At 70.2% G+C, this 12,717-nt stretch carries 14 protein-coding genes; 8 read left to right on the top strand and 6 right to left on the bottom strand.

Annotated features, from left to right (window positions below; translation table 11 throughout):
- Nucleotides 1-6: 6 nt before the first annotated feature.
- From ACQPWZ_RS29665 to ACQPWZ_RS29630, 8 genes are all read left to right on the top strand, one after another.
- Nucleotides 7-549 carry a toxin-antitoxin system, toxin component gene (locus ACQPWZ_RS29665; RefSeq protein ID WP_433572850.1) on the top strand — a complete coding sequence of 181 codons (543 nt, stop codon included), beginning with the start codon at nt 7-9 and terminating at the stop codon, nt 547-549.
- 94 nt (nt 550-643) lie between these two features.
- Nucleotides 644-1,828, top strand: coding sequence for an MAB_1171c family putative transporter (locus ACQPWZ_RS29660; RefSeq protein ID WP_433572849.1), 1,185 nt, complete (start codon nt 644-646; stop codon nt 1,826-1,828).
- Complete coding sequence (locus ACQPWZ_RS29655) at nt 1,825-3,276, top strand: FAD-dependent oxidoreductase (protein WP_433572848.1); 1,452 nt, start codon at nt 1,825-1,827, stop codon at nt 3,274-3,276. The genes ACQPWZ_RS29660 and ACQPWZ_RS29655 overlap by 4 nt, the downstream gene beginning before the upstream one ends.
- 121 nt (nt 3,277-3,397) lie before the next feature.
- The gene (locus ACQPWZ_RS29650; RefSeq protein ID WP_383241637.1) at nt 3,398-3,943 is read left to right on the top strand and encodes a hypothetical protein; all 546 of its coding nucleotides are present in this window, start codon (nt 3,398-3,400) and stop codon (nt 3,941-3,943) included.
- A gap of 4 nt (nt 3,944-3,947) precedes the next feature.
- Complete coding sequence (locus tag ACQPWZ_RS29645; protein WP_383241640.1) at nt 3,948-5,144, top strand: MAB_1171c family putative transporter; 1,197 nt, start codon at nt 3,948-3,950, stop codon at nt 5,142-5,144.
- Nucleotides 5,145-5,304: 160 nt separating this feature from the next.
- The gene (locus tag ACQPWZ_RS29640; protein ID WP_433572847.1) at nt 5,305-6,366 is read left to right on the top strand and encodes a phosphatidylinositol-specific phospholipase C domain-containing protein; all 1,062 of its coding nucleotides are present in this window, start codon (nt 5,305-5,307) and stop codon (nt 6,364-6,366) included.
- Nucleotides 6,367-6,656: 290 nt separating this feature from the next.
- Nucleotides 6,657-7,076: an SsgA family sporulation/cell division regulator gene (locus ACQPWZ_RS29635; RefSeq protein ID WP_340476320.1), complete on the top strand. Its 420-nt coding sequence runs from the start codon at nt 6,657-6,659 to the stop codon at nt 7,074-7,076.
- Between the two features lie 45 nt (nt 7,077-7,121).
- Nucleotides 7,122-7,931, top strand: a complete 810-nt coding sequence (locus ACQPWZ_RS29630; RefSeq protein WP_433572846.1) for a helix-turn-helix domain-containing protein — start codon at nt 7,122-7,124, stop codon at nt 7,929-7,931.
- A 14-nt stretch (nt 7,932-7,945) separates the two neighbouring features.
- Here the strand turns inward: ACQPWZ_RS29630 and ACQPWZ_RS29625 are convergent, their stop codons facing one another.
- The 6 genes from ACQPWZ_RS29625 to ACQPWZ_RS29600 all read right to left on the bottom strand — a co-directional run bounded on the left by ACQPWZ_RS29625 (nt 7,946) and on the right by ACQPWZ_RS29600 (nt 12,715).
- Nucleotides 7,946-8,365 (bottom strand): hypothetical protein, encoded by a 420-nt coding sequence (locus ACQPWZ_RS29625; protein WP_340476318.1) that lies wholly within the window; start codon nt 8,363-8,365, stop codon nt 7,946-7,948.
- A 217-nt stretch (nt 8,366-8,582) separates the two neighbouring features.
- Nucleotides 8,583-9,773, bottom strand: coding sequence for a tyrosine-type recombinase/integrase (locus ACQPWZ_RS29620; protein ID WP_433572845.1), 1,191 nt, complete (start codon nt 9,771-9,773; stop codon nt 8,583-8,585).
- 78 nt (nt 9,774-9,851) lie between these two features.
- Nucleotides 9,852-10,067 (bottom strand): helix-turn-helix domain-containing protein, encoded by a 216-nt coding sequence (locus ACQPWZ_RS29615; protein WP_433572844.1) that lies wholly within the window; start codon nt 10,065-10,067, stop codon nt 9,852-9,854.
- A 223-nt stretch (nt 10,068-10,290) separates the two neighbouring features.
- Nucleotides 10,291-11,457: a DUF3631 domain-containing protein gene (locus ACQPWZ_RS29610; protein WP_433572843.1), complete on the bottom strand. Its 1,167-nt coding sequence runs from the start codon at nt 11,455-11,457 to the stop codon at nt 10,291-10,293.
- Nucleotides 11,454-11,807, bottom strand: coding sequence for a hypothetical protein (locus ACQPWZ_RS29605; RefSeq protein WP_433572842.1), 354 nt, complete (start codon nt 11,805-11,807; stop codon nt 11,454-11,456). The genes ACQPWZ_RS29610 and ACQPWZ_RS29605 overlap by 4 nt, the downstream gene beginning before the upstream one ends.
- Nucleotides 11,804-12,715: a bifunctional DNA primase/polymerase gene (locus ACQPWZ_RS29600; protein WP_433572841.1), complete on the bottom strand. Its 912-nt coding sequence runs from the start codon at nt 12,713-12,715 to the stop codon at nt 11,804-11,806. The genes ACQPWZ_RS29605 and ACQPWZ_RS29600 overlap by 4 nt, the downstream gene beginning before the upstream one ends.
- Nucleotides 12,716-12,717 lie beyond the last annotated feature (2 nt).

The raw sequence follows: 12,717 nt of genomic DNA, 5'->3' as shown, positions 1-12,717 counted from the left end.
TGGGCTGTGGGCGGCAGAGCCAGGGAGATGCGCCGGTTATGCGCTCTGTTGTCCACGAGCCTGGAGCTGCCCGTTCCCGTCGATCCGGCGCGCCTGTTCGAGGAGCTCGCGGCGACGCTGAGCGCCCACCGGCAGCGCGAACTCCGTCTGCGATTCGTCGCGTTCCCCCCGGGGACGGTGAGCGGGATCTGGGCGGACCGGGGCGACCACGACCTGATCGCCGTCGAGGAGGCTGCGGCACCGCAGCATCAACTCGTCATCCTGGGCCACGAGATCTGGCACATGCACGCCGGGCACGGGGGCGGACACGCGGGCACCTCCGCCGCACGGTCCGTCACCGAGGAGACGGATCTCCAGGAGGTCATCGTGCGTGCCGCCCGGACGGACTTCGCCGACAAGGAGGAGAGGGCGGCGGAGTTGTTCGGCATCATGCTGGGGGCCGAACTCCGACCGTGGCTGGAAGGTCATCCCGGCGGCACGGCTCCGGAGGGCCTGGCCGGCCGGCTCCAGGCGTCCTTGGGCCGCCACGGCGTCCAGGGACGACGGTGAACGACGGGGAGCGAACCGTCACGAGCACGACCGCGGGTGAGCACCGCACACCCCATCCGACGCGGACACCGCAGGCGACGCACGGCGGTGGCACATGGGCGATCTGAGCATGACGATCCCGGCGCTCTTCGTCTTCGCCGCGCTCCTGCTGAAGCTGCCGGCCCTGCGGCGCAATCCGCAGGACGTGCTCCTGCGGGCGGTCTGCGCACTGCTGCTCGTGGCGGCCCTGGTGTTCCTGCTGGGCGCGGTGCCGGTGATCGCCGCCGTCAACCGCGTCACCGGCATTCCGAACCTCGCGGCGCCGCTGGTCTACAGCGTGCTGAGCGCGTTCAGCGGCGCCTGTGTCGTCCTCGTCCTGATCTGGCGCACCGGCCCGACCCCGCGGACGATGCGCGCCTGCCGACTGTGCGTCATCGGCTACGGCGTGGTGATCCTGTCGCTCAACGCCCTGTTCGCGCTCGGGGACGCGCCGGTCGAGCGGCTGCGGGACCTGGACACCTACTACGCGAACACACCGTTCATCCGCGAGATGATCGTCCTGTATCTGCTGGCGCACACCGTCGCGGCCGTGGTCGTGACCGTCCTGTGCTGGCGATGGTCGCTGCGGGTCGACGGCGTACTGCGGGCGGGCCTGGTGCTGATCGTCGTCGGCTATCTGTTCAACCTGGGGTACGACGCGGCCAAGTTCAGCGCGATCGGCGCGCGGTGGGGCGGCCACGACTGGGACAGCCTGAGCACCCATGTGGCCCGCCCCATCGCGTCGGTGTCCGCCGTGCTGATCGGTATCGGCTTCGTCCTGCCCCACCTGGGGCAGCGCCTCGGCATCAGCTGGCGCACGGCCGTCCGCTTCCGGCAACTCGGCCCGCTCGCCCATGAGTTGGGCGGTACGACAGGCTACGGCTCGCCGGGGGTGGCCATCGGACGGTGGGCCTCGCTGGAACTGCGGCTGACGCAGCGCGAAGCCGCCATCCACGACGCCATCATCCATCTGCGGCCGTACTTCGACCATGCGCTGCACCGCGACACCAACGACTCCGCACTGGCGCAGGGGGACTCCCCCGCCCAGGCGAGGATCGTCGCCGACGCCGCCATGATCGCGGCCGCCGGCAAGGCACAGACGGCGGATCCGGGCCGGACAACCCTTGCCGAAGGCGCGGAAAGCGTGCAACCTTCCACACGAGCGGACGATCTTGTGCAGATGTCCCGTGCGCTGCGCCGCTCGCCACTCGTCCACGAAGCGTGCCGCCGCACGGCACTGTCCGGAAGCAGCAGCCCATGAGCGAACCCTCCAGACCCACCCGGACCGGCACGCCCCGCAGGGCGGTCATTGTCGGAGGAGGACTCGCCGGAATGCTGGCCGCGGCCGCGTGCCGGGCGTTCGTGGACGACGTCACGATCGTGGAGCGCGATGAGCTGCCGGGCGGCCCGGAGCCCCGCAAAGGACTCCCGCAGGCGCGTCATGCGCACATGCTGTGGTCCGGAGGCGCCGACGCCATCGAGGCACTCGTACCGGGCGTGACCGGCGGGCTGCTGGATGCCGGGGCGCGGCGCATACCCCTGCCCTCCGGTGTGGTGACCCTGTCGCCGGAGGGCTGGTACCGCCGCTGGCCCGAGTCCCACTACGTCATGGGGTGCAGCCGCGACCTGCTGGACTGGGCGGTTCGCGAGCGGGTGCTGCGCGACGAGCGCATCCAGGTGATCTCCCGGGCCGAACTGCTGGGCCTGACCGGTGACACGAGCAAGGTCGACGGCGTACGTCTGCGGCTGGCCGACGGGACCGAACAGCGGCTGGCGGCCACCCTGGTCGTCGACGCGGGCGGCCGCGCCTCCCGCGGCCCGCAGTGGCTACGGGAGCTGGGCGCCGGCGCCGTGCGGGAACTCACCGTCGACGCGGGCGTCGTGTACGCGAGCCGCTTCTACCGCGCCCCCAAGGGCAGCGAGAACTGCCCCATCATCAGCATTCAGGCGGACCCGCGGCTGCCCCGGCCCGGCCAGGTGGCCACGATCATCCCGATCGAGAACCAGCAGTGGCTGGTGAGCCTCTCGGGCACCCGGGGCGGCCGGCCCACCGACGACGAGTCGGCCTATGTGGACTTCGCCAAGAGCGTCCGGCATCCGCTCGTGGGTGAACTCCTGGCACACGCCGAACCGTTGAGCGAGATCGCGGTGACCCGCAGCACCGTGAACCGGCGCCGGTTCTTCGAAAAGGTCCGCAACGCCCCGGAGGGCTTTGTGGCGCTCGGGGACGCCCTGACCGCCCTCAATCCCGTCTACGGACACGGTATGTCGGTCGCGGCGCTGGGCGCGCTGGCCCTGCGCACCGAGCTGAGGCGCTCAGGCGTCGCGGCACCGGGCTTCGCCCGCCGGGCCCAGCGGGCCGTCGCCCGCCCCGCCGGCGTGGCCTGGGCGCTGGCGACCGGGCAGGACATCTTCTTCCCCGGCTCCCGGGGCCGGCGGCCGCACGCCGTCGACAGACTGCTGAGCCGCTATGTGAACCGGCTGGCCGAGACGTCCACCGGCTCCTACTACATGGCCAAGGCGGTCTCGGACGTGATGACTCTGCAGGCCGGGCTCGGCCGGCTGGTCACGCCCGGTGTGCTGCTGGCGGCCCTGCGCGGACCGCTGCGCCCCCAGCTGGAGGGGCCGCCGCTGACGGCCGAGGAGCTCACCATCCTCATGTCGGGCAACCCCGGCGCGGACCCCGCTCCCGCGCCAGGGAGCCCGTGACGCGGACCCGGTTCGCCAGGCTGCTGCGAGGGGCCGGACCGGGTCGGTACCGTGTGGTCTCACGCGGGCGCTCGCCGCACCGCCGCCGTCCCGACGACAACTCTCAACCGGGGGGAGTGAAGTGAGCCGAAAGAGCGCCATGCGCGAGCTCCGCAACGACCTGGCGCGCGCGCTGGAGCAGGCCCGGCCGACCGAACCCGACGAGGTGTTCGCCGCCATGTGCGCCCAACTCGGCAAGAGGCGCGGCAGACCGGTGATCCACCGTCTGGTGGACTTTCCGCCGGAAACGGCGAGCGGGCTGTACCTGGACATGGTCGACCGGGACATCATCTGCATCCAGGCCAACACCCGGCCCTTCCACCAACTGGTCATCTTCGGCCACGAGGTCTGGCACATGATGGCCGGGCACGGGAGTCACACGGGGCACGGCGAGGGCGGCACCTCGGTCGCGGCGCGCCTCGTCACGGACGGCACCGACATCGATGCCACCGTGCAGAACCTGGCGGCGCGTACGGACTTCCGGCAGGCGGAGGAGACCGAGGCGGAGACCTTCGGGCTGGAGCTCGGCACCCATCTGCGGGGGTGGCTGGAGGGCACGGCCACCGCCGCGCCCCGCAGCGAACTGGCCGAGCGCATCCAGCAGTCGCTCGGCCGACGCCGGACCTGACCCCATGAGGAACTCCGACTACTACCTTCCGGCCATCGCGCTGGGCATCGCGTTCATCACCAAACTGCCGTCCCTGTGGCGCGGTTGGCGCGACCCTCTGGTGCGTTCGGTCCACTTCCTGCTCTTCACCGCGGCCATCTGCTTCTTCTTCGCCGCCCCGCCCACCATCACCGCGGTGAACCGGCTCACGGACACCCCGAACTTCTCGGGCCCGCTCGTCTACTGCATCATGTGCGCCTTCAGCTGCGCGTGCCTGGTGCTCATCGTCAACTGGCGAGGCGGTCCGCGGGAGGTGGTCCGGCGCAGTTCGTACATCTGGATCACCGCCTACGCCGCGGCCGTCGTCGCACTGCCCGTGCTCTTCGCCCTGGGGGACGCCCCGGTCGAGCGACTGCGGGACCTGGACACCTACTACGCGAACACACCCTTCGTCCGCGAGATGATCGTGATCTATCTCGCGGCGCACATCACGTCCGCCGCGGTGACCACCGCCATGTGTCTGCGCTGGGCGCGGGAGGTGGGCCAGTGGCTCCGCCTCGGGCTCATCGTGCTGGTCATCGGCTTCCTGTTCAACCTGTTCTTCGGTCTCACCAAACTGACCGCGGTCTTCGCCCGGTGGGCGGGGTACGACTGGGACACCCTCAGTACGACCGTGGCACCGCCAATGGCCGCCGCCGGCGGTCTGATCACCACCGTCGGGTTCCTGCTCCCGCTCCTGGGGCCGCAGGTCAGCGACGTGTGCCGGGCGTGGATCACCTACACCCGCCTCGGGGCGCTGTGGCGGCAGCTGCGGTCCACGCCCGGCGACCACACCCCCCTGCCGCAGGTCGCCTGGTGGTCGGATCCCGAACTGCGCCTGACCGTCCGCGAGACCGCCATCCACGATGAGCTCCTGCGGCTCCAGCCGCATCTGGACGATCTCGTACGGCAGCGGGCGTACGACACGGCGACCCGCAGCGGCCTGCCGGCCGGGCAGGCTCATGTGGTGGGCGTCGCCGCCATGGTGGTGGCCGCGGTGGAGGAACGGCGCCGCAGGACGGACCCGGAGGCCGACGACCGCGGACCGGCCGGCGCCGACGCCCTGACGGCGGCGCTGAGTCCGGGGCGCGATCGCCTCGTCCACCTCTCCCGCGCGCTGCGGTCCCCGTACGTCGCGGGGGCCGGCCGGGACGCGACACCCGCGGGGACCGGTTCGCGGTGAGTCGGGGGCTTCGTCCTCGCCGCTCCCCCCGACCCCCTCTTTCCACGCCTTCAACGGCTGAGTCCAGTCTCCCCACGGTTCACTCAACTCCCCTAGCCTTCCCTCGACTTGATCGAACCGGCGTCGTCGACGCCATCGACACAGAGGCAGGGAACCCACCATGGGGAAGCTCTCGCGTGCGGCCGTGACGACAGCGGTCGCGGCCGGTCTGCTCGGCGTCGCTCTCGCTCCGGCCCGGGCGGCCACGGACCGGGCGGCGGACCCGGGGCAGCTGCCGTACTCCTCGGCGACCTGGGTCGGTGTGCACAACGCGTACGAGAAGACCAAGTACGGGTACTTCGCGGACGCGCTCGACTCCGGCGCCGGCATGCTCGAACTCGACGTGTGGACCAATGTGTTCGGGCGCTCCTGGCGGGTCTCGCACAGCAACCCCCTCGGCAACGACAACAACTGCGAGAACGCCGCGACGGCGGCCCAGCTGCGGACCAAGGCGAGAAACCAGGACCTCGGCGGGTGTCTGTCCGACATGAAGGCCTGGCACGACGCCCACCCCGGCCACCGGCCCATCCTCGTCAAGATCGAGATGAAGGACGGCTTCCAGGGGCAGAACGGGCGCGGCCCCGCCGCACTCGACGCCCTCCTCACGGCCCGGCTCGGTGACGCGCTGTACCGGCCGGCGGACCTCGCGGGCGGGCAGCCGGACCTCGACACCGCGGTGCGGACGAACGGCTGGCCCACGCGGTCCGCACTCGCGGGCAAGTTCGTGATCGAGCTCATCCCGGGGACGGTGGAGAAGAGCAACCCGCTCGACACCCTGTGGACCGACCGCGAGTACGCGACGCACCTGCGGACCCTCGCGGCGTCGGGCCGGCTGGGCGACGCAGCCGCCTTCCCCGCGGTGCTCGGCGCGGCCGCCGGCGACCCCCGCACGCGGTACGCCGACACGACCATCCGCCCGTGGTTCGTCCTCTTCGACGGGGACGCGGGGACCTACTCCGGCGGGACCATCGACACCGCCTGGTACCAGCGCAACAGGTATCTCGTCGTGATGACGGACGCGCACAACGTGGCGCCCGCCATCGACGGCACGAACCCGACCGAGACACAGGCACGGGACCGGGTCGGACTGCTGGCGGGACGGGGCGCGAGCGTGGTGTCGGCCGACTGGTATCCCCTCCCCTCCGTCCTTGCGACAGTGGTGCCGCGGGCCGGAGCGCAGTAACAGACGTCACTCCTGTCACGGCGGACCCGCAGTGCGGGAACCACCTACAATGGTTTACCGTTCATCTATAAGCGGATGCGCACAGACGTGCCCACCGCCCCTTTGCCGCCCCGGCCAGAACCCCCGTCTGGCCGGGGCTTCCCCTTGCCCGGCCCCTCCACCCTCACTCGTGTGATGCAGGTCACATTGGACAGTGGCGGTGTCGAGAAGTGGTGAGGGTCCCGGCTGCGTCGTAGAGGCATGAGGAGCTGAACAGCCACCAGCCGCAGCACCCGCGAGGAGCGATGCCGATGTTCCCGACCGTCGAACAGTCCGTGCCGGCCCACCTCATCAGCGACGCCCCGCAGCCCGCCCCCCTGCCGGTCACCCTGTCCTACCGCGCCGATGATCCACTGGCCGTCCGGATGGTCTTCCCGGCGGCGGTCTCCCTCAGCGGCGCCACGGTGACCTGGACCTTTGCCCGCAGCCTGCTGGACGCCGGCCTGCACACCCCGTCCGGCACGGGCGATGTGCACGTGTGGCCGTGCGGACGCACCCAGACGATGGTCGAGCTGCGCTCCCCCGAGGGGGTGGCGCTCCTGCGGTTCGCGACCGGACGGCTGCGTCACTTCTTACTGCACTCGTACGCGACCGTGCCCGCCGAGCTGGAGACCCGGGCCATCGACATCGACAGCGGGCTGGCGTCCCTGCTGGGCGAGGCACGCGGCTGACGGCGGCGCCCGCCGTGGGCCCGTCTGCCGTATTACGGTTCCGGTATGGCAACTGTTGCGCCCGGCACCCGAGTAGGACCGCTGCTGCGCGGCTGGCGGGAGCGCCGCCGGGTGAGCCAGCTGGAGCTGGCCCTGCGCGCCGACTCCTCGGCCCGCCACATCAGCTTCATCGAGACGGGCCGCTCACGCCCGAGCGAGGAGATGATCCTGCGCCTCGCGGAACACCTGGAGGTGCCCGTACGGGAGCGCAACGCCCTGCTGCTGGCGGCCGGTTACGCACCCCGGTACGCCGAGACGTCCCTCGACGACCCGGCGCTGGGCGCCCTGCGCGAGGGCCTGGAACAGCTGCTGCACGGCTATGAGCCCTACCCGGCGATCATCGTGGACGGCACCTACACCGTGGTCGCCGCGAACCGCGGCATCGCGATCCTGCTGGACGGCCTTCCCGAGCACCTGCTCACGCCCCCGCTGAACGCCATGCGGATCACGCTCCACCCCGAAGGGCTGGCCCCGAAGATCCGCAATCTGCGGGAGTGGCGCGGCCATCTGCTGGCCCAGATGGAACGCCAGATCGCCCTGGCCCGCTCCACGGAACTGCGCGAGCTCTACGACGAGGTCGCGGCCTACCCCGTCCCGGACCCACCGGACACCGAGCCGTCCCCGGCGGACGCGGCGCCCGCTCCCCCGTTCGCCCTGCCGCTGCGGATCGAGCACGAGGGCCGCGTCCTGTCGTTCGTCTCCTCGATCTCCACGTTCAACACCCCGATGGACGTGACGGTCGCGGAACTGGCCATCGAGACACTGCTCCCGGCGGACCCGGCGACGGTGAAGTACCTCCAGTCCCTGACCCCGTAGCTCATCGGGCCGGATCAACTCCGGGCCATGGCGCGCAGGGCGGACCACTGGAGAACGGCGAAGGCGGCGACGGTCATCGCCTGCAGCGGGATCCACACGGCACCGGCGGTGCTGGGCTCCAGCCAGAGGGCGAGCGCGGCGATGCTGAGGACCGCCCAGGCGAGGTTGGCGTCGATGACGAACTTCACGGCGGCGACCGGCGGCTGCGGCCGCGAGGCGAGATACCCGACCCCGGCCCCGTAGACGGCGAGGAAGACCCCCAGCCCGAGCACCACCCCGGCGTCGACCCCCAGCAACCGCCCGAGGGGCCCGGAAGCAACGGCGTACGCCAGCCCGTTGACCCCGGTCACCAGCGCGTCGAGCGCGAGAAACCGGCGCAGCATGGTCCGCGGTTCGGTGGTGCGGGAGATACCGGCGAGCAGAGTTGCGGACATGACGAATCAGCCTCCATCGAGGTCGTAGGGCCTGCTGGGGACCCGGAGCTCGGGCGGAGTGCGCCGCCCGAGTTCCAGTACCGCAAGACTGCCGGGGCGGGGGTGGGGCGGTCGATTACGCGGGAGGTAATGGTGGTGCAGGGTCCCCGTGCAGGTCACAGACCCAGTGCTCGACGCTCACCGCCCATTGGGAGCCAGACGGGGAGCCACGGCTCCCCTAATGCGAGGTCCCATCTGCCTCTGGAGCTGTCGTGCCGACCTTCTCCTTGAAGATGTCGTCCATGGCTTCGGCACCCGAAGTGATCACTGGACGCAACTGCTTGCGGTAGACCCGCTCAGTGGTGCTGCTCCCGCTGTGGCCCACGACGCGAGCGATGACCTCAATCGGGATTCCGTGATCCGACAGCAGCGATACGAAGCTCGTCCGCAGCATCCGCGTGGTCCACTCCTTCGGATCCTCGAAGCCGGCTTCCTTCAGCAAGGACCTGAAGTTGCGCAGGACGTTCACCGAGCTGCGCTGCTCGCCGGTCTCGCTCGGAAAGACGAAAGCGTCGTCGGTCCAGTTCGCCCCTGCCTCCTGCCTCTGGCGAACCTTGTACACCTCCATTACGGAGGCGGCTTGGTAGGGCATGACGAGTGAGCGACGGCTCTTGCTCGTCTTGGTGTCGCCATGCCGGCGCACTGAACGCCACACGTCTATGTGCGGCCGCGTTTCGGCCGATTCGGCGTCGTGCACGTGCTTCCAGGTGAGCGCCCGGCCTTCCTCCGTGCGGACGCCAACGAGTAGGGCCAACACCACGTACGCGTGAATCCAGCTTCCTTCGCGCGCCCGAAGAACCGCTTCCGCCTGCTCCAGGGTCAACGACCTGCTCGGACGCCCAGGCTGCCCGTTGGGCAGGTCCACCCATTCGGCAACATTGCGCATCGCCAAGCCTCTGCGCTGTGCGTGGTTGATCGAACGCCGCAGGATTGAGCGCACCATCTTGAGGGAGGTATGCGAAAGGATCTCTGCTTTGCCTTCCAGCCACTCATCCAAGTCATCAGCTTGGAGGTCTCGGAGCCGGGCCCTGCCGAGGTCGGGCGTGATGTGGTTGCTCGCCAGGCTGCGGTAGGTGTTGATGCTGCTCTGTTCTCGGCCTTTAAGCCCGTGAGTGAGCCAATCCTCTACCGCGCCGGTGACCGTGTAAGTCGCTGAAGTCTTGACCCCAGCCCGTAGTTCCTCCTTGAGATCCCTGAGCTTCCGGCGGACCTCCGTCTTCGTCTTACCTGTCACCTTGGGCCGATTGCGCTTGCCCGCAGGGGTGTAGCCAAGTGACGTCGCGCCTACATAGCGGTTCTTGGACTTGTCCCAGTAAATCGAGTCTTCCCCGTTGCCCGCCTTACGAGGCCGCCCGGTCGCGTCCGTCATGAGTTCTGAGCGCCCTTTCAGTGAACGACCGGAGCCGCGCCCTGTTCGGGTGCGGCTCCGGTCTGATGCTTCGTTGGTTCAGCGCGTGGTGTCGGCCTCGCGCTTGAGGAGTTCGACGTATTCGTCGATGTACTCAGTGGGGATGAGGCGCCGCCGGCCGACCCGGACTGTGCGGAGTCGTCCGAGGCGGATCTCCACGTACGCCGTGGAACGTCCGACGTCGAGCAGTTCTGCGGCTACTTCGACGCGGTGCATACGGCGCTGGGGCGTGGACGCATCAGGAGCCGTGGCCATGAGGTGGTTTCCCTTCGTGACGTGACGGTGGGGCCTTGCCCCTTCCTGTCAGGTCCGCTACTTCCGCTACCTCCGCTACCTGCCTGGTCAGGGGCATGATCGAGGTAGCGGATAGGTGCTGCGGTAGCGGATAAATGCGCTACCGGCCCCGGTTGGTGTCCGTGGGCCGGTAGCGGATGGAGCGGTGAGGTAGCGGATAGATTTCGGCTATCCGCTACCCTTTTCAGGCCTCTGACCTGCGCGGTAGCGGAGGTAGCGGAAGTAGCGGACTCTCAGGGGTAGGGGGGCAGTACCGCGCCCACGCGTCGTTCAGATCGGACGCGTAGTAGCCCTTCATCACGCTGCCGCCGGTCTTGATGTTCCTCGCGGCGATGGGCTTGTTGTCCGCGGTCATGTACTCGCGCAGCATCCGCGAGAGCCCCCGTGCATCGAGCGGCTTGCCGCTCATGTCCGCCCACGGCGCCTCGTCGAGGCTATGGAGGCGGTCGAGGACGGCGACGGTGGGCAGGCGGTCGATGCCGTTGAAGACGTAGTCCCGCAGATCGGTGAGCAGCCGGATACCGATGCTGCCCTTGTCGCCTTCCTTCGCCGCGTTGACCAGCTCGACACATGCCGCACGGGCCCGGGTTGGCCAGTGGCCGCCAGCCGCATCCGCCATAGCAATCAGCGGTTCCCATACGTCGGCGGGCCGGTCGGTGACTTCCGGCGGGAGCTCCGGGAAGACTCCGTCCACCAGGTGGCTCACGGTCTGGGCCCAGTTGGCGAGGCGGTCACGCAGCGCGTTGCCTTCCTTCTCGTGGATGCGCTGCCGGTAGGGCTCCACGTGCTCGTTCCTGGCGCGGCGGCGCATGCGGATGATGACCGAGCGGGTCAGGATCGTGTCGGGGAGGGAGCCGAGCCCGGCCATGGCGACGGCGCAGTAGGAGGGGAATTCCTGCACCTGCTGATTCGCGCCGTCGCCGACGCACCGCCACATGCCCACGCCGCGGCGGTGGCCTGCGTTGAGGAATCCGCGGAGCGGTTCGTTGTCCCCGGCTTTGGGGCCGAAGACGGTGTCAATCTCGTCGAAGAGGACCGTGGGGCGGGTCTCGAGTGTGGACACCGCGCGGAACAGCACCGAGGCGGATGCGTTGGCCGCGACGAGCGGTTTCGGTACGAGCGTTTCGACGATCTCCAGTGCCCGGGACTTGCCCGAGCCCGGTTCGGGCGAGAGGAACGCGATGCGCGGGGTGGCGTCGAAGCAGTCGAGCAGGTGCGCGTGCGCATCCCACAGCGTGACGGCGACGTAGGCCGCTTCGAGGGGGAAGACGTTGAAGCGGCGGTGGAAGGCTTCCACTTCATCGAGCAGCGCGGAGCCGTCCGTCGATGGTGCCGGCCGATTGATGCTCATGCTGCCTGCCTTCCTTCCTGCGGGGTGCGGAGCGGGCATGTGTCGCGGTGGGTGGTGTGCAGGTCGATGAGGTGGCGCACCTTGTTCCGGCCGATCGCGCTGCGGTCCCAGCCGCACGTGCACTTCGACGTGGCGGTGGGCACCGCGGCGCGGGGCGCGCTGATGTGCAGCCACGCGACCGGATACCGCCCGTCCGGCTGGTGCGGGTCCGGGAGAACTGCAGAAGGGACGCCTTCGGCGACGACCTTCGGCGCGCCGACACCCTGTGGAGCTACGGCCTGTTCGGCGGCGCGCGGGCCGGTTGCGGCTGAGGCGAGGCTCTTTGGGCGGGGAGGATGCGGGGCGCTCATGCCGTCCTCCGCTGCGGGTTGTGGGCAATGGACCAGTTCAGTCCGTCACGCACGGTCGCGCGGCAGCGGCGGGAGGAGAGCCCGGCAGCCTCGCCCGCTCCCCAAAGAGCCTCCTCGACCACATCGCGCGGGAGGTCGCCCCACGCGATGAACCGCCCTAGAGCCCGCGCCCCCGCGAGTAACGCCGCGTTGCGCTCGCCCTGCGGCGCGTCCCGCACGGTCGCTGTTTCCGCCCTGAGCGCGGCTGCGGCGTAGCGAGAGGCCCGAGACGATGCGGGGACAGCCATCAGTCCCCGCGAGGGTCGACGGGGCGTCAGAAGGCTGTGCAGCCAATCCGGGAGTGGAGCGGGCGGGGCGGGATTGACCGGGGTGTAGGGGCCGGTGGGGGTGATGCTCCCTGCGGCAACGACGTAGCCGCCCCAGGCACGGGTGTCGATGAGCTTGCCGAGCCTGCCCGCGGTGTTCGCGAGGCGGGCCCCGGCGGGGGCGGTGAAGTACAGGTGCACTCCCCCGCTCGCAGTCCGCACCGTGTGCGTGGTGGGCAGAGCCTGCCCGGCGCGCTCGCAGAGCGCCCTAAAGGTCGTCACGCCGGAAGGCGTGTCCGCACTACAGCTTTTGCTCTTGCGCTTGGGCATGTCGAGATCGACGACCAGGAGCCCGGAGGGGCCGGTGGCGATGCCGACGTTGAACGGGAGGGAGGCCCAGGCGCGTCGGATGCGGTCGGGGTCGATGGTGGCCCGGTCTTCCCACTTGCGGTGGCCGCCCGCGCAGTCCCCGATGCCGGGGCACACCGTCTCCCCGTGCAGGGCGGGGCGCTTGTCGTGCGGGCGGAGCGGGATGACGTGCCAGCCGCGTTCAGCGGCAGTCAGCGCGGCCGTGAGCGGCGCCGATGGGGGGTGATGCGTCATGC

The organism is Streptomyces sp. CA-251247, from assembly GCF_050952975.1.
GTDB classification, from domain to species: domain Bacteria; phylum Actinomycetota; class Actinomycetes; order Streptomycetales; family Streptomycetaceae; genus Streptomyces; species Streptomyces achmelvichensis.
This window is presented reverse-complemented; position numbering and strand designations above follow the sequence as displayed.